We start from the raw sequence: 17,471 nt of genomic DNA on the forward strand, positions 1-17,471 counted from the left end.
GTCACGATGGCCGCATGGGGGCTACCGTTCGCGCTGCCCGGCAACTGATCGCAGACACTGCGACGCTGCCCGGCACCCCGTTCGCCGAAGAGGTGATGCGGGCGGTGAACGGCGCGGTCGGGTTCGACGGCTACTACCTGTTCGCCGTCGATCCGATCACCCAGCTGCGCTGCACGATGTATGCCGAGAACGGCCTGCAGGTCGCGACCCGGCGGCTGATCCTGAACGAGACGGTCGAGCAGGACTTCAACCGCTACACCGAGTTGATCAGGCGGCCCGGCCATGTCGGCGTACTCGCCTTCCGCGCGGCTCCGGAGCCCCGCAGCCCGCGACTGCACGAGATACTCCGCCCGCAGGGGTTCAGGTCAGAGCTCCGGCTCGTCCTGGTCGACGGTGGCCGGTACTGGGGTGCGCTGTCCCTGTTCCGCGACGAGCGCCGCCACCCGTTCACCGACGTCGACGCTGAGGTAGCGGCCGACTTGGCAGGATCACTCTGTACTGCGGTGCGCCGCCACCAGGTACGCCGTACTAGCGGAGAGCCGGTGCCCGCCGCGGCCGGGGTGGTCCTGGTCGGCCGAGACGGCGAATTCCTCTCCGTGAGCCCTGAAGCCAAGACCTGGTTGGGGTATCTGAGGTCCGACGGCCTGAACTTCGACGACGTGACCCGGGTGGTGCACGAGGTGGCTCAAGCGGCTCGTGCCGGCCGACCGGACGCGCTGTGCCGGGTACGCACCCAGGACGGCCGATGGCTGGTGCTCAGCGGTAGCCGGTCTGCAGTGGCACCAGTAGAGGTCGCCGTCGTCATCCAGCCGGCCAATGTCCAGCAGGTGCTCCCGGCGTTCGCGGCCTGGTCCGGGCTGTCCCACCGTGAGTCCGAGGTTCTCGGCCTCGTCGCCGACGGCCTCGCCGCCAAGCAGATCGCCCGCAGGCTCGACCTGTCGGTCCTTACCGTGAACGATCACCTGCGCTCGACCTACCGCAAGACCGGAGTCACCGGCCGCGACGAGTTGCTCGCCCTGACGAGCTAGCTGCGGGGCATCTCGGTGACGCGGTTGGGCATGAACATGACGGCTACGACTAGCAGGACCGCGGCCGCGGCAGCGCCGTAGTACACGTCGTGGATGGCGGGGGCGAGGACCGAGGCGGGTAGGTTCTCCAGGTTGTCGTGGCTGTCGCCGAGGCGGCTGGCGACCATGGCGTTCGCGACCGCGCCGAAGATGGCGACGCCGACCGCGCTGCCGACGGAGCGGGCGAACATGTTGGCGCCGGTCACCACGCCGCGGCTGGTCCACTCGACCGATGACTGCGCGGCGACCACGCCCGGCGAGGCGGAGAAGCCGAGGCCGATACCGATCACGAAGCAGGCGAAGGCGAGGTAGACGACCGAGCTCGACGGCTTGACCGTGAGCAGCAGGCCCGAGCCGATCACGACGAAGACCGAGCCGATCGCCATCGTCCAGCGGAAGCCGATCCGCAGGTAGATCCGGCCGGCGAGCGACGCCGCGATCGGCCAGCCCAGCGTCATCGCCGCGAGCGCGAAGCCCGCCACCAGCGCCGACGTCCCGAGAACGCCTTGTGCATAAAGCGGTACGTAGGTCGACAGGCCGATCATCAGGACGCCGACCAGCAGAGCCGACGAGTTGGCGGAGTTCAGTACGCGCTGGCTGAGCACCCACAACGGCAGGATCGGCTCGGCCGCGCGGCGCTCGACGAAGCCGAAGGTCACCAGCAGCAGCACGGCGACGGCCAGGATCGCGATGCTGGTGAACGAGTCCCAGGACCACATCACCCCGCCCTCGAGCAGCCCGAGCAGCAGCAGCGAGCCGCCGACGGCGAGCAGGATCGTACCGGCGTAGTCGATCTGGTGGCGGGTGGTCCGGACGACGTTCTCCTTGAACCGGCGGTAGAACACCACGCCGGCCGCGAGCCCGAGCGGAACGTTGACGAAGAAGATCCAGCGCCAGGAGATGTAGTCGGAGAAGACGCCACCGAGGGTGGGGCCGACGAACGAGGCGATGCCCCAGACACTGGCGATATAGCCCTGTACCTTCGCCCGCTCGGCGACCGAGTAGATGTCGCCGACGATCGTCATCGCGATCGGCTGGATCGCGCCGGCCCCGAGCCCCTGGATCAGCCGGAACGCGATCAGCGCCGGCATGCTCCAGGCGAACCCGCAGAGCACGGATCCGAGCACGAAGAGCAGGATGCCGAACAGCATCAGCGGTCTGCGGCCGCGCTGGTCGGCGAGCTTGCCGTAGATCGGTACCGAGACCGCCTGGGCCAGCAGGTAGATCGAGAACAGCCACGGGAACTGGGTGAACCCACCCAGGTCCTCGACCACCGACGGTACGGCCGTCGCCAGGATGGTCGCGTCGATCGCCACCAGCCCGACACTCAGCATCACGGCGAGCAGAATCGGTCCCCGCTCCGACCGCAGCCCGACACTCGCCCGGTCGATCCGCTCAGTAGTCATAACAGCTACACAACTTACGTGACGGGATACCGATTCCCGTAGGTGATGGCCAATAGCTGGACGCTCCGGTACTGGAGGCGGTGGGGCTGCCGCGTGGGTACTCTCCGTGGGTGAGGATGCACGGGCTGGTCCGGGTGGTCGTGCTGGTGGTGACGATCTCGCTGACGCTGGTGTTGCTGCCGATCGCGATCAACGTCGGCACCGGCGGGACCGCCCCACGGTTCCTCGAGCCGTACGTCGGCTGGACCTGGCCCGCGATCGGGGTGCTCTGGCTCGTCGCGATCGCCACCGGACTCGCGCAGTACCGGAGCCGGCGCACCGTCGGGCTCTCGGCCCGCTCAGCAGACCAGCCGCGCAACCGCCCCAACGCCCTCGCCCGTGTCGACCGCTACCTCGCCGACCGGTTTGCCGGCTCGCTGGCCTCGCAGACCCGCCTCGCCCTGGCGCTCGACATCAGCCCGGAGGCGGTGATCCGCCCGTACGACCTGCTCGTCCAGCCGCTCAACAGCAGCATTACCGAGGTCCGCGAGGACGCAGACATCGCTGCGGCCTTCGACGACCTCCAGGACTCCATGCTCATCCTCGGAGCCCCTGGCGCCGGCAAGACCACCCTGCTCCGAGAGCTGGCCCGCACCCTCGCCTCCGAAGCGCACACCAACCCGAACAGCCCGATCCCGGTAGTAGTCGACCTCGCCAGCTGGAACGCCACTACTGCGCGCGAGGAGGGCGACGACCCCGGCGACAGCTCTCTCCTGGCCGGCTTCGTCCGCTGGCTTCTCGCCGAGCTCAACACCCGGTACCAGATCCCTGCCGCAGTAGGCCGGGTCTGGCTCACCAAGGGACGCCTCGCTCTACTACTGGACGGCCTGGACGAGGTAGCCCTTGCCCACCAGGAGAAGCTCGCTCCGGTACTGGCCGAGCTGGGCCAGCGCTACCTGATCGGCCAGGTGGCCGTGACCTGCCGCATCCAGGAGTACGAGGCACTCCAGCACAAGCTCAAGCTGTACGGCGCGGTCCGCATCCGCCCGCTCAGCCGCGAGCAGGTACTCGACTACTTCGCCTCCGGTGGCGAAGAGTTGGCCGGTGCATTGGCAGCGATGGAGCGAGACGACGACCTGTGGGACCTGGTCAACTCCCCGCTGATGCTGAACGTCATGGCCCTCGCCTACCAGGGCAGGGACGCGCGTGACATCGCAGGCGGAGTGCTGGCCGACCACCGGCGAGAGCTGTTCGACACCTTCATCTCCGAGGTCCTGGCCCGCTACCGGCCGAGCAGCTCACACTTCGAGTCCCGTGCCGCGGTCCGGTCGCTCTGGTGCCTCGCATGGTGGACGCGTACCAGGGCCGGCGACCGTATCGAAGTACCGCGCCGCCTCACACCCAACGGCTGGTACGGCCTGGTCCTCCCCGCCGTCGGCTACCTGGCCCACATGATCTGCCTGCCGGGCCTCTTCGCCGGTCTGGCCGCAGGAGCCGCAGCGGGCGCCACTGCCCTGTACGGCGGATCGGCCGGGCTCGCTGTCTGCGTAGCCGCGCTGGTGATGGTCCAGGTGCGCCCACAGACCTGGTGGATCCTCCAGGAAGGCCGCAACCAGCCGAGACACCAACTGCTGGCGGTGATGATCTGTATCGGCATGATCGCCGGGCTGGTGTCGGTCCTCGCCGTCACGGCTCTCGCCGAGCGGTTGCCGCCCTGGCTCGGCCTTGCGTTCCAGGGAGTGGTGGTCTGGGCGTCCTACGGCCTGGAGTACATCCTTTCCGGCAACAACCGGCGCCGGCTCCTGCTCACCGTCCGGCTGGTCGGCGTGACCGTGGCGAGCGCGGTCCTCTTCGCCGCAGTCGACGACCGCGCGGATTTCGTCGCCGGCTGCGCGATCGGCCTGATAGTTGCCCAGGGCATCCGGTTGGTGAAGGCGCTGCCGATGGACCACCTGGTCTACCCGCACAGCAAGGGGGAACACCAGGACGGCCCCGGCGTTCGCTGGCGGATGGGCAAGTGGACCCTTGGTGGCGCACTGGCCGGCCTGCTGATCGCGGTGGCTCTGGGAGCGACGCTGTGGTGGACCACTGGTCCCGAGGCGGTGTTGGGCATCGCGGCAGGCACCGTCGCGTCCAAGGCCTGGCGCCGACGGGCGCCCTTCTTTGCCGGGCCCCTGTCGCGGGGTCTGCACGGCCTCCTGCTTCGGTGGAGCGGCTACCTGCCGTGGCGACGCGCTGCCTTCCTCCGGTACGCCGCCGAGCGCTACGTCCTCACCAAGACCGGCCGCGGCGAGTACGCCTTCATCCACCTACTAGTGCGCGACCACCTGGCCGAGTGCGACCCAGACGCCTTGGCCGCCAAGGTAGATCAACGGATAGCTGCCAGAGCCGACCGCAGCAACCTAACGCGCACCCGCTAGTACCTGGTCGAGGATCCGGGACCACTGCCGCACAATGCCGTGCCGTCGCGCCGCGTCGTCGGTCAGAAGGTCCGCCAACCCCAGCCCGCGAGCCATGTCGAGCACACCCTGCACGGTCTCCCGTACTCCCGGCGTGCGCTCCTCAACCTCCAGTACCTCCAGCAGCGCCCGGTGCGCCTGCCGCCCGACATGCGCCTCCAGCCGGACGATCTGCTGCCGCAGTGGCTCCTCAGTGGATGCCGCTACCCACAGATGCAGGGCAGCTCTGAACAGCGGTCCGGTGTAGACGTCCGCGAGCATCCCGACGATCGCCTCGGTCCGCCCCTCACCACTAGGCAGCCCGACAGCCTGCTCGCGGATCTCAGCCAGCCGCACCTCGGTCATGTACTCCACTGCCGCCGCAAACAGGTCCGCCCGCGTGGGGAAGTGATGCTGCGCCGCCCCACGCGATACACCGGCCCGAGCCGCCACTACCGCGACAGTGGTCGCCGCATAGCCCACCTGTGACAGTGACTCGAGCGCCGCCTCCAGGAGCTTCTGCCGGGTCGCCCGGCTCCGATCCTGCTGCGGCTCACGCAGGACCTCACTCACGCGTGGCTTCCCGTGCTCTCAGCTCGCGTCGCAGGATCTTGCCCGACGCGGCCTTCGGGACAGCGTCGATGAACTCCACCTGACGGACCTTCTTGTACGGTGCCACGCGCTCCGCGACGTACTCGATCACGTCCGCCTCGGTCAGCTCCACGCCCGGCATCGGCACGACGAACGCCTTCGGCACCTCGTTGCCATCGGCCTGTACGCCGATGACGGCCGCATCCGCGATCCGGGTGTCGGTCAGCAGCACGGCCTCCAACTCGGCCGGCGGCACCTGGTACCCGTGGTACTTGATCAGCTCCTTGAGCCGGTCGACGACGTACAGGTACCCGCGCTCGTCCACCCGGCCGATGTCGCCGGTGTGCAGCCAGCCGTCCGGGTCGACGGTGGCGTCCGTCTCCGCGGGCCGGCCGAGGTAGCCCTTCATCACCTGCGGTCCGCGGATCCAGATCTCACCCTCGTCCGTATCGTTGCCATCGGCACCGACCAGCCGCATCTCGGTGGACGGGAACAGTTTGCCGACGGCGCCGGCCGGAGGAGCGATGTCGTCCTGCGGTACTGCGTGCGTCCCCGGAGACAGCTCGGTCATCCCGTAGCACTGCAGGATCGTGTGCAACCCGAGCCGCTTGGCGCACGCCTCGGCCAGGTCGCCGTCGAGCGGAGCCGCCGCGGACGTCACGTACTTCAGCGAGGACAGGTCCACTCCGTCGACCGCGGGGTGCTTCGCCAGCGCCAGCACGATCGGCGGGGCGACGAAGGCCCGGGTGATCTTCTGCTCGTCGAGCACGGTCAGGAACTGCTGCAGGTCGAACTTCGGCAGCACCACCACGGTCGCGCCGAGCCGCAGCGGCAGGTTCATCAGCACGCTCAGCCCGTAGATATGGAAGAACGGCAGGATCGCGATGATCCGCTCGCCCTCGTCGAGGTCGAACATCGCCTCGGCCTGGGTGAGATTCGTGCCGATGTTGCGGTGCGTCAGCATCACGCCCTTGGCGGCGCCCGTCGTGCCGCTGGAGTACGGAAGTACCGCGACGTCGTTCGCCGGGTCGATCTCGACCACCGGCTCGGGCCCGGTCGAGGCGAGCAGTTCGAGCACCGACCGGTATCCCTCGGCCTGGTCACAGACGAGGATCTCCTGGACGTCGGTGTCCTTCACCGCCTCGGTCGCCACCGGCAGGAAGAGCGAAATCGTCACCAGCAATTTCGCCTTCGAGTCGACCAGCTGCTTGTGCAGCTCGCTTGCCGTGTAGAGCGCGTTGACGGTCGTCACCGTGGCGCCCGCACGAGTCGCGCCGTAGAAGACCGCCGGATAGATGATCGTGTTCGGGCTGTGCAACGCGATCGTGTCGCCGTGCACGATGCCCAGCTCGGCGAACCCGGCCGCGATCCGCCGGCTCATCCCGTCCAGCTGCGCGTAGCTGATCTCCCGTCCGCTGACGCCGTCCACCAGCGCGATCCGGTCGCCGTACTCCTGCGCACGACCGAGCACCACGTCGTGGATCGGCGCGTCGAGGATCTCGATCGGCGGGTACTGACTCTGAATGACCACGGGCGGGGTCCTCTCTACACGACGACGGTTGGAGGAACGATGACGGAATCAGTAGGACTTCGGTAGGCCCAGACTGTGTTGCGCCACGAAGTTCAGGATCATCTCCCGGCTGACCGGCGCGATCCGGGACGCCCGCGCGGCCGCGACCAGCGACGCGACGCCGTACTCGACGGTCATCCCGTTGCCTCCGAGCGACTGGACGGCCTGGTCGGTGGCCCGGACGGTCGCCTCACCGGCGGCGTACTTCGCCATGTTGGCCGCCTCACCCGCGCCGAGATCGTCGCCGGCGTCGTACAGGGCGGCGGCCTTCTGCATCATCAGCCGGGCGAGCTCGAGCTCGATCTTGTTCTGCGCGAGCGGGTGCGCGATGCCCTGGTGGGCGCCGATCGGTACCTTCCAGACCTGCCGTTCCTTGACGTACGCGACCGCCTTGCCGAGCGCGTGCCGGCCGATCCCGATCGCGAACGCCGAGGCCATGATCCGCTCCGGGTTGAGCCCGGCGAAGAGCTGCATCAGGCCGGCGTCCTCGGAGCCGACGAGCGCCTCGGCGGGCAGTTGGACGTCATCGAGGAAGAGCGAGAACTGCTTGTCCGGGCTGATCAGATCCATCTCGATCTGCCGGAACTCGACGCCCGCAGCGTCCGTCGGCACGATGAAGAGCGCGGGCTTGAGCTTGCCCGTCTTCGCGTCCTCGGTCCGCCCGACGACGAGCACGGCCTTCGCCACGTCGAGGCCGGAGATGTAGACCTTCCGCCCGGACAACGACCAGCCGTCCCCGGTACGCCGAGCCGTCGTGGCGATCCCGTGCGAGTTGGACCCGGCGTCGGGCTCGGTGATCGCGAAGGCCATCGTGGTCGTCCCGTCGGCCAGCGACGGCAGCCACTGCTCCTTCTGCCCGTCGGTGCCGAACCGGGTGATCACCGTGCCGCAGATCGCCGGCGACACGACCATCATCAGCAACGGACAGCCCGCGGCGCCGAGCTCCTCCAGCACGATCGACAGGTCGGCCATACCGCCGCCACCGCCGCCGTACTGCTCGGGCAGGTTCACGCCGAGGTAGCCGAGTTTGCCGGCTTCCTGCCAGAGCTCGGTCGTCTGCCCGCCGGAGCGCGCTCGCTCGTTGAAGTACGCGTAGCCGTACTTCTTCCCCAGCTCGCTCACCGCCGCCCTGAGCGCGCGGCGTTCCTCGGACTCGACGAAGCTCATGCGTTCTCCTCAACTTGTACGACGGCCAGTACCGCCCCCACCTCAACCTGCTGCCCAGCTGTGACGCTCAACTCCACCAAGACCCCATCAGCCGGCGCCGAGATGGTGTGCTCCATCTTCATGGCCTCCAACCACACCAGCCCTTGCCCCGCCGTCACCTTGTCCCCAACCTCAACGCCCACCCGCACCACAGTCCCCGGCATCGGCGCCACCAACGACCCAGCCACCAACTGCTCGGACGGATCCGCAAACCGCTCCACCGGCGTAAGCGCCACCGACCCCACACACACCAGCCCCGGATAAGCAGCAACCTCGTACTTCCGCCGCACCCCGTCGACCTCCAGCACCACCCGCTCAGCCTGGGCCTCGACAACCTCCACCCCATCGATGGCAACGCCATCCCGAGTCGCCCGATAGTCGATGTCGTACTGCCGATCACCCACCGTGTAGCTCTTCCGCTGAGCCTGCGAAGCCAGATTCCGCCACCCACCAGGCAACCCACGCTGCACCTTCGCACTCGCCCGCCGCCCAGCCGCATCCGCCAACGCCGCCGCAACAGCCGCCAACCGCTCAACCGCTGGATCCGCCGCCGCACCAATCCCATGCGTCTCGAAGAACGCCGTATCGGTATCCCCAGCCAGAAAGGCCGGATGCCTGAGAATCCAAACCAGCAAATCCCGATTCGTCCGCACCCCATGGATCGCAGCCCGCTGCAGTTCAGCCGCCAACCGCCCAGCCGCCTGCTCCCGAGTAGCCCCCCACACGATCACCTTCGCCAGCATCGCGTCGTAGTACGGCGAGATCACCGACCCGCTCTCAACCCCCGAGTCAACCCGAACCCAAGGTGCCCCCTCCCGAGGCCCACCCGGCCCAAACGCAGACCCAGGAAGCTCAAAGCGGTGGAGGGTGCCGGTTTGTGGTTGCCAATCAGCAGCGGGATCCTCCGCGTACAGGCGCACCTCGATCGAATGCCCAACAGCAGCAGGCGGCTCAGCCGGCAGCGCCTCACCGGAAGCAATCGCAAACTGCAAGGCAACGAGATCCAACCCAGTGGTCGACTCAGTGACCGGATGCTCAACCTGCAGCCGGGTGTTCATCTCCAGGAAGTAGAAGCCACCATCCTCGTCGGCGAGGAACTCAACCGTCCCCGCCCCCACATACCCGATCGCCTCGGCCGCCTTCCGCGCCGCCTCGAACAACCGCTCCCGCATCCCCGAAGTACGTTCCACCAAAGGCGAAGGAGCCTCCTCCACCACCTTCTGATGCCGCCGCTGGATCGAGCACTCCCGCTCCCCAACAGCCCAAACCGTCCCCTGCTGATCCGCCAGCACCTGTACTTCGATATGCCGCCCACTAGCCAGATACCGCTCGCAGAACACGGTCCCATCACCAAACGCCGACAACGCCTCAGCCGAAGCCGCATCGATCTCAGCGGCCAGATCCTCCAACCGCCGAACCACCCGCATCCCGCGCCCACCACCACCGGCCGACGCCTTCACCAGTACCGGCAGATCCGAGGCGCTCACCGAAGCCGGCGTCAGCTCGGCCAGCACCGGCACCCCAGCCGCCGCCATCAGCTTCTTCGCCTCGATCTTCGACCCCATCGACGAGATCGCCTCGACCGGCGGCCCGATCCAGGTCAGCCCCGCGTCGATCACCGCAGCCGCGAACCCAGCGTTCTCGGACAGAAACCCATACCCCGGATGCACCGCATCGGCCCCAGCCTTCAACGCCGCCGCGATCACCAACTCCGCACGCAAATACGTGTCCCCAGGCGCGGTACCAGTCAAATGCACCGCCGCATCCGCCTCAGCGACGTACGGCGCATCGGCATCCGCAGAAGAATGCACAGCCACGCACTCCATCCCCAACGACCGCGCCGTCCGAAACACCCGCCGCGCGATCTCCCCGCGATTCGCCACCAGTACCGACGTGATCATCGCCATCACATCCTGAAGACGCCGAAATTGGCGCCATCGAAGCGGGTGCCCTCAACGGGCCCGGAGTGGATCGCCGACAGGCAGAGCCCGAGCACGGTACGGGTGTCACGTGGGTCGATCACGCCGTCGTCGTACAGGCGTCCGGACAGGAACATCGGCAGCGACTCCGCCTCGATCTGCCCTTCCACGTAAGCCCGCATCGCGGCATCACCGTCCTCGTCGTACGGCTGCCCCTTCGCCGCCGCGGCCGCCCGCGCCACGATCGACAACACTCCAGCAAGCTGCTGTGGCCCCATCACCGCCGACTTCGCCGACGGCCAGGCGAACAGGAACCGTGGATCGAAGGCCCGCCCGCACATCCCGTAGTGCCCGGCGCCGTACGACGCCCCCATCAGGATCGAGATGTGCGGCACCTTCGAGTTGGAGACCGCGTTGATCATCTGCGCGCCGTGCTTGATGATCCCGCCCTGCTCGTACTCCTGCCCGACCATGTACCCGGTCGTGTTGTGCAGGAAGATCAACGGCGTATTGGCCCGGTTCGCCAGCTGGATGAACTGCGCCGCCTTCTGCGACTCCTCGCGGAACAACACCCCACGCGCGTTAGCCAGGATCCCGACCGGATACCCGTGCACGGACGCCCATCCGGTCGCCAGCGACGATCCGTACAACGGCTTGAACTCGTCGAACACCGACCCGTCCACCACTCGAGCGATCACGTCCCGCGGATCGAACGGAATCTTGAGGTCGCCCGGCACGATCCCGAGCAGCTCGTCGTCGCTGAACAAGGGCTCCTCGTACGAGGCAGCCGGCGCCGGCCCGAGCTTCTTCCAGTTCAGCCGCGACACGATCTGCCGTCCGAGCCGGATCGCGTCCGGCTCGTCCACTGCGAAGTAGTCGGCCAGACCCGAGGTACGCGCATGCATCGCCGCGCCACCGAGCGACTCGTCGTCCGCGTCCTCACCGGTCGCCATCTTCACCAGCGGCGGCCCGGCCAGGAACACCTTCGCGCCACCGTCGACCATCACCACGTAGTCGCTCATGCCCGGGATGTACGCGCCGCCCGCGGTCGAGTTGCCGAAGACCAGCGCGATCGTCGGGATCCCCTCGGCCGACAACCGGGTCAGGTTGCGGAACATCGCGCCGCCCGGGATGAAGATCTCCTTCTGCGTCGGCAGGTCCGCGCCACCCGACTCGACCAGGCTGATCACCGGCAACCGGTTCGCCCGGGCGATCTCGTCCGATCGCAGCGCCTTCCGCAGCGTCCATGGGTTGCTCGCGCCGCCCTTGACCGTCGGATCGTTCGCGGTGATCAGGCACTCGACGCCCTCCACCACCCCGATCCCGGTGATGAGGCTCGCGCCGACCGTGAAGTCGCTGCCCCAGCCCGCCAGCGGCGACAGCTCGAGGAAGGCGGTGTCCGGGTCGAGCAGCAACTCGATCCGCTCCCGCGCGAGCAGCTTGCCGCGCTTGTGGTGACGTTCCACGTACTTCGGGCCGCCACCGGCCAGCGCCTTGGCGTGCTCGGCCTCCAGCTCGGCGAGCTTGTCGAGCATCGCGGAGCGATTGTCGGTGACAGTCATGCAGTGAACCCCAGTCGTTTGGCTGCCAAACCCGTCATGATCTCGGTGGCGCCGCCGCCGATCGCGAGGATCTTCTGGTCGCGGTACTGGCGTTCCACCTCGGCCTCGCGCATGTAGCCGAGCCCGCCGTGCAGCTGCAGCGCCTGGTCGCAGACCCAAGCGCCGGCCTCGACCGCGGTGTTCTTCGCGAAACACACCGCGGCGATCACGTCCTCGCCCGCCTCCGCCCGCCGCACCGTGTCGTGCACATAGACCCGGGCCACATCGACGCGCCGCGCCATCTCGGTCAACGTGTGCTGCACGGTCTGCCGCGAGATCAACGGCCGCCCGAACGTCTCCCGCGCCCGACACCACTCAACGGTCAGATCCAACGCGCGCTGCGCTCCCGCATACGCCTGTACTGCGAGATTCAGCCGCTCAGAGACGAAGTTCTGTGCGAGCTGGACGAACCCAGTGCCCGCCTCGCCAACAAGATTCTCGGCAGGCACCCGTACGTCAGTGAAGGACAGCTCGGCCGTGTCGGAGCAGAGCCACCCCATCTTCTGCAGCTTGCGCGACACCTCGAAACCCGGAGTGCCCTTCTCGATCACCAGCAGGCTGATGCCATGCGCGCCCGGCCCGTCGGTCCGGACAGCGGTCGTCAGGAAGTCCGCGCGGGAGCCCGAGGTGATGTAGGTCTTGGCACCGTTGACGATGAAGTCGTCCCCGTCGCGGCGCGCGGTAGTACGGAGGGAGGCGACGTCCGAACCGCCGTCGGGCTCGGTGATCGCCAGCGAGCCGATCAGCTCGCCGTCGAGGGTCGGGCGCACCCACCGGTCGATCTGCTCTTGGTTGCCAGCAGCAACGATGTGCGGTAGCGCGATCCCGCAGGTCAGCAGGGATGCGATCAGCCCGCCGGAGCTGCCCGCGTAGTGCAGCTCCTCGGTCACCGCGATCGAGTCAGCCAGTGATCCGCCGCCGCCACCGACATTCTCGGGAAACGCGACGCCGAGGATGCCGAGCTCGCCGGCCTTCTTGTGCAGCTCCCGCGGCAGCTCGCCGTCGCGCTCCCACTGGTCCAGATTCGGCAGCACCTCGGCGACCGTGAACCGCCGGACGGTCTCGCGCAACGCCTCCCGCTCGGCGTTCACAGCAACACCTCCGGTACGTCGAGATAGCGCGACCGGAGCCATTCGCCGACAGCCTTCGCTTGCGGATCGAAGCGCGCCTGCGAGGCGACTCCATCGCCCAGCAGCCCGCTGACCACGAAGTTCAGCGCCCAGAGATTCGGGAAGACATGCCTGGTCACGGTCAGATCCCGAGTCTCGGGCAGCAGCTCCTGGAACCTCTCGACCGTCAACGTGTGCGCGAACCAACGCCAGGCGGTCTCGTTCCGCACCCACACCCCGACGTTCGCGTCGCCACCCTTGTCGCCACTGCGCGCTCCCGCGATACGCCCCAACGGCACCTCCCGGGTGAGCGACCTAGCGGGCCGCCCAGCCGCGACGAGTTGCGGCAACGGCATCGGGAGCGCGCCGCCTTCCGCCTCGGCCAGCTCCTGGGTGTCTTCCGACGGCTCGATCACTTGGCGCCGGCCGTCCGGCAGTACTACGACATGCTCTAGCTGGTGCGGATCGACGTACCCGGCGGTGAACAGCCCGTACGCCTGTTCCTTGCCGGGAGGAGCCGTCACGTGGAAGCCCGGGTAGCTCGACAGCGCGAGCTCGACCGCGGCGCTGGTGAACACGCGACCGGCGACCAGGGGATCGGGATCCTTGATTGTGCACTTGAGCAGGACGCTCGCCTGCTCCTCGGTCTCCGCGTTCGGCTGCTCGCTCCAGAGGACCGACCATTTCAGCTCGGCCGGCCGCTTGACCAGGTCCTGCTCGAGCTGCCGCTGGATCAGCTCGGCCTTCGCCTCCAGCTCGAGCCCGGTGAGTACGAAGGCCACCTCGTTGCGGAACCCGCCGTGGCTGTTCAACGACACCTTGTACGTCGGCGGCGGCGGCTCGCCCTCGACGCCGGTGATCCGGATTCGGTCCGGGCCGTCCTCGGACAGCTCGATCGAGTCCATTCGCGCGGTCACGTCCGGACCGGCGTACCGGGCCCCGGTGATCTCGTAGAGCAGTTGCGCCTTGACCGTGTCGATCGTGACCGCGCCGCCGGTGCCGTCGTGCTTGGTGATTACGCTGCTGCCGTCGGCGTGGATCTCCGCGATCGGGAAGCCGGGCCGGCGGAGGTCGCGGATCTCCTGGAAGAACGAGTAGTTGCCACCGGTCGCCTGGCAGCCGCACTCGATCACATGTCCGGCGACGACGGCGCCGGCGAGTTCGTCGTACTGGTCGCGCCGCCAGCCGTGATGCGCCGCGGCCGGCCCCACGATGACCGAAGCATCGGTGACCCGGCCGGTCACGACGATGTCCGCGCCGGCCTTGAGCGCTTCGGCGATACCCCAGGCGCCGAGGTACGCGTTGGCCGTCAGGGGATCCCCGAAACCGAGTTCCTCCGCACGCGAGATGAGGTCGTCGCCCTCGACGTACGCGATCTTCGGGTGCAGCCCGAGCTTGTCCGCGATCTCTTGGAGCTTCTCCGCGAGCCCTGCGGGGTTGAGGCCGCCCGCGTTGCTGACCACCTTGACGCCGCGATCGAGTACCTCGCCGAGCGCGCCTTCGAGCTGCGCCGGGAACGTCTTCGCGTATCCCATCGACGGGTCCTTCGATCGATCCCGGCCGAGGATCAGCATCGTCAACTCAGCAAGGTAGTCGCCGGTCAGCACATCCAGCGGCCCACCGGTCAGCATCTCCTGGAACGCCTTGAAGCGATCGCCGTAGAACCCCGACGAGTTCCCGATCCGAATCGGGTCCGTCGCTCCTGCAGTCACCCGAACTGCCCTCGCTCCCGGCCCTTGCCCGGCATCCCGGCGAACGCCTGGATGATCCCCAGCCACTCGTCCGCCTCGGCACCCACCGCGTGCACATCAAGGTCGTCCCGATGCCGGCGCTGCGTCGCCAGGAAACAGAAGTCCAGCGCCTTACCCGTCACCCGCTGCTCGGCATCCTCCGGACCCCAGCTCCACAGGTCGCCCTCAGGCCCCGAAAGTTCCACGTGGAACGGCGAAGCCGGCGGCTTCCGATCGTTCAGCAGATAGGCGAAATCCCTGGTCCGTACTGCGAGGTGCGCAACGTGCCGCAGCCGGTTGGACGGCCGCCGCGTCACCCCCAGCGCATCGGCGACGTCCTGCCCATGCGCCCACGTCTCCATCAACCGCGCGGTCGCCATCGAGGTAGGACTCATCGGCGGCCCGAACCACGCCACCTTCTGCCCAGCCGGCACCGCCTTGAGCGCTTCCTGCAACTCCCCACGAGCCTGTCGCCAGTACGTCAGCAACTCTCCCGCCGGCAGTGCGGCTCCCTCGGCAGCCCCGTCGTCCACAAATCCGGCCGGGTTTTCCACAGCCTTCTGTAGCTCGACCTGGAACTCCTCCGGCTCGGCCGCCGCCAACCGGGCCGCCTCATCCGTCCATGCCAGATGCGCAATCTGATGCGCGACCGTCCATCCCTCGGCCGGCGTCGGCGTACTCCATCCACCGACCGCAAGCCCACCGACGAGCAGATCCAGCTCGACACTCTCAGCACTCAGATCGGCCAGCACATCATCCAGCTGCACGCGCGACTCCCGCCCTAGACCCGGTCCCCCGAGCCTCCCACCCAGCCCGGAAAGAATCAAGCACGCGTGCTTGTTTTTGTCCGGACCGTTCGGGAGATCCATTCGGGCACGATTGGTCTACTAGCAATTGCACGCTCTTGGAAAAGGTTCCGGGCGACCCCGGTGGGGTGTTAGGCAGAGGGATGCACAGTTCCCTGCCGGGTAAGGCCGCCGAGATCCGGGCGCTGCTGCTCAGTCTGATCGACGCCTTGCCGGAGGGGTCCGCATTGCCGCCCGAGCGGGAGCTGGCGGTGCGGTGGAATGTCGCGCGGATGACGTTGCGGCGGGCCGTCGACGAGCTGGTGATCGAGGAGTTGCTGGTCCGCCGGCACGGCAGTGGGACCTATACCTCCCGGCCGAAGGTGGCCAGGTGGCTGGGGATGATGGGTTTCGCCGAGGACATCCGGCGGCGCGGGATGCGGCCGGGGAGCCGGACGCTGGAGTTCAGCCGGGCCAAGGCTGAACGCGCGGCCGCCCGTCGGCTGCGGATCCCGGTCGGCGATCCGGTGCTCACCTTCACCCGGCTCCGGCTGGCTGACGGGACGCCGATGGTGGTCGAGCGCACCACGCTGCCCGGCAGCTACGTACCGGGTCTCGAAGCTGAGGATCTGAGCGGTTCGCTCTACGAGCTACTGACCAATCGGTACGGCATCGAGCTGGCCTCCGGTACGTCGAAACTCGAGCCCGTGATGCCCGACGCCGAGACCGCCGAATGGCTCGACATCCCGAGCACCCAGCCGTGCATGGCCTTGCACGGGGTCAGCTTCGACCGCCGCGACCGGGTCTTCGAGTACACGTCGTCCGTCTACCGCGGCGACCGCTACGCCTTCACCGCCGAACTCCGGATGACCCCGCCGTAGTTATCCGGTGACCGAGTCCGGGGTTTCCACGCGGGTGAGGAGATGGGTCGCGGCGTGGGTGGTGGCGGTGGCTATGGCGCCCACCAGGCTGGCGCGGTCGCCCAGGGCTGAGCGGACGATGGTGGGTGGAATCGGGAGGGCGGCCGCGAGCTCGGCTACTCGCTCGGCCAGGAAGTCGTTGTCACCGATGCCGCCGCTGAGGATGACGGTCTCCGGGTCGACGACGGCGCAGATGGCGGCGACGATCTCGCTGATCCGGCGGCACTCGTCTTCCACCAGGGATACGGCTTGCGGCTCGCCTAGACGAGCACGCTCGAAGAGGTCGGCTACGTCCTTCAACGCCGGGTCGAGCGCTTGGGCCTCGCGCAGGAGCGCTTTGCCACCTGCTTCGTCGGCGCTGGACGGCGTACCGCTGCGGTGGGCGTGGCCGGTCGGCAAGAAGGCGACCTCGCCGGCCGCGCCGTGGGCACCGCGCAGGAGTGCGCCGTTGTGCATGATGCCCGCGCCGACGCCGGTACCGATCGCGATGACCGCGAACATCGACGCCTCTGTGCCGGCGCCGTGCCGCTGCTCGCCGATCGCGGCGAGGTTCACGTTGTTCTCCAGCAGTACCGGTCCGTCGATCGCGGCCGACAGCTGGGAGTAGAAGTCGTACGGCTTGTCCTCGCCGACATTCCACGCGTACCGGACCATCGGATCGTGGGGATTCACCACGCCAGGAATCGACACCCCGGCAGCCAGCAACGGCACGTCCACCCGATCAGCCGCCGCCCGCGCCTCGGCAAGGAGCTCAACGGCCTGCCGTACGACGCTCGCCGCCCCCTTCGCTCGCGTCGACCGCTTCAGCTCGGCCAGCGGGGCGCCGCTGAGGTCGCAAACGGCTGCCCGAAGGTTCGTACCGCCGATGTCGATCCCGGCGACACACCCAGCAGCAGCCGGTACGCCGTACAGGGTGGCAGTGCGGCCGGGTAGACCACTTCGCTGCGCCACGGGCTCCGCCAGGCCGAGCGACTCGAGCCGCTCGACCGCGGCGAACACGGTCGGACGGGACAAGCCGCAGGCCACCGCGAGCTCGGACCGGGTCTGTGGTCCGGACCGGGTCAGCAGCTGGGTCAGCACGACGCTCGCGCTGGGAGTGCCGCTCACAACACGGTTCATGCGTCACCTCCGGTTAAGCCTTGACTACCGC

13 protein-coding genes are annotated in these 17,471 nt (G+C 68.3%); 3 read left to right on the plus strand and 10 right to left on the minus strand.

From position 1 onward, the window contains the following. Positions 1–14: 14 nt before the first annotated feature. On the plus strand, positions 15–1,028 hold the full coding sequence (locus OHA70_RS12205; protein ID WP_328331745.1) for a LuxR C-terminal-related transcriptional regulator: 1,014 nt from the start codon (positions 15–17) through the stop codon (positions 1,026–1,028). Here the strand turns inward: OHA70_RS12205 and OHA70_RS12210 are convergent. After that, the gene (locus OHA70_RS12210) at positions 1,025–2,473 is read right to left on the minus strand and encodes an MDR family MFS transporter (RefSeq protein ID WP_328331747.1); all 1,449 of its coding nucleotides are present in this window, start codon (positions 2,471–2,473) and stop codon (positions 1,025–1,027) included. The genes OHA70_RS12205 and OHA70_RS12210 overlap by 4 nt on opposite strands. 116 nt (positions 2,474–2,589) lie before the next feature. Here OHA70_RS12210 and OHA70_RS12215 point away from each other — a divergent pair, with 116 nt between their 5' ends. Next, positions 2,590–4,872, plus strand: a complete 2,283-nt coding sequence (locus OHA70_RS12215) for an NACHT domain-containing protein (protein WP_328335111.1) — start codon at positions 2,590–2,592, stop codon at positions 4,870–4,872. On the opposite strand, the gene OHA70_RS12220 is transcribed toward OHA70_RS12215, so the two are convergent. Genes OHA70_RS12220 through OHA70_RS12255 form a run of 8 tightly spaced genes read right to left on the minus strand, consistent with a single transcriptional unit; the run spans position 4,855 to position 15,383 of the window. Beyond that, entirely contained in the window at positions 4,855–5,463 is a 609-nt protein-coding gene (locus OHA70_RS12220) for a TetR/AcrR family transcriptional regulator (RefSeq protein ID WP_328331749.1), read from the minus strand. The genes OHA70_RS12215 and OHA70_RS12220 overlap by 18 nt on opposite strands. Continuing rightward, complete coding sequence (locus OHA70_RS12225; protein ID WP_328331751.1) at positions 5,456–7,012, minus strand: AMP-binding protein; 1,557 nt, start codon at positions 7,010–7,012, stop codon at positions 5,456–5,458. The genes OHA70_RS12220 and OHA70_RS12225 overlap by 8 nt, the downstream gene beginning before the upstream one ends. Before the next feature lie 48 nt (positions 7,013–7,060). Further along, positions 7,061–8,218: an acyl-CoA dehydrogenase family protein gene (locus tag OHA70_RS12230; protein WP_328331753.1), complete on the minus strand. Its 1,158-nt coding sequence runs from the start codon at positions 8,216–8,218 to the stop codon at positions 7,061–7,063. After that, positions 8,215–10,158, minus strand: a complete 1,944-nt coding sequence (locus OHA70_RS12235; protein WP_328331755.1) for an ATP-binding protein — start codon at positions 10,156–10,158, stop codon at positions 8,215–8,217. Before OHA70_RS12235 ends, OHA70_RS12230 begins: the two co-directional genes overlap by 4 nt. 5 nt (positions 10,159–10,163) lie before the next feature. Further along, a complete protein-coding gene (locus OHA70_RS12240; RefSeq protein ID WP_328331757.1) occupies positions 10,164–11,738 on the minus strand; it encodes an acyl-CoA carboxylase subunit beta in 1,575 nt (524 codons plus the stop codon). Further along, positions 11,735–12,868 (minus strand): acyl-CoA dehydrogenase family protein, encoded by a 1,134-nt coding sequence (locus OHA70_RS12245; RefSeq protein ID WP_328331759.1) that lies wholly within the window; start codon positions 12,866–12,868, stop codon positions 11,735–11,737. Before OHA70_RS12245 ends, OHA70_RS12240 begins: the two co-directional genes overlap by 4 nt. Continuing rightward, positions 12,865–14,598, minus strand: a complete 1,734-nt coding sequence (locus OHA70_RS12250) for an acyclic terpene utilization AtuA family protein (RefSeq protein WP_328331761.1) — start codon at positions 14,596–14,598, stop codon at positions 12,865–12,867. The genes OHA70_RS12245 and OHA70_RS12250 overlap by 4 nt, the downstream gene beginning before the upstream one ends. Then, a complete protein-coding gene (locus tag OHA70_RS12255; RefSeq protein ID WP_328331763.1) occupies positions 14,595–15,383 on the minus strand; it encodes a TIGR03084 family metal-binding protein in 789 nt (262 codons plus the stop codon). Before OHA70_RS12255 ends, OHA70_RS12250 begins: the two co-directional genes overlap by 4 nt. Positions 15,384–15,565: 182 nt before the next feature. Here OHA70_RS12255 and OHA70_RS12260 point away from each other — a divergent pair, with 182 nt between their 5' ends. Then, positions 15,566–16,282, plus strand: coding sequence for a GntR family transcriptional regulator (locus tag OHA70_RS12260; protein WP_328331765.1), 717 nt, complete (start codon positions 15,566–15,568; stop codon positions 16,280–16,282). Here OHA70_RS12260 and OHA70_RS12265 read toward each other — a convergent pair whose 3' ends face one another. Beyond that, a complete protein-coding gene (locus OHA70_RS12265) occupies positions 16,283–17,440 on the minus strand; it encodes an ROK family transcriptional regulator (protein ID WP_328331767.1) in 1,158 nt (385 codons plus the stop codon). It abuts the gene before it with no gap. Between the last annotated feature and the right edge of the window lie 31 nt (positions 17,441–17,471).

This window comes from Kribbella sp. NBC_00382, assembly GCF_036067295.1.
Taxonomy (GTDB): Bacteria; Actinomycetota; Actinomycetes; order Propionibacteriales; family Kribbellaceae; genus Kribbella.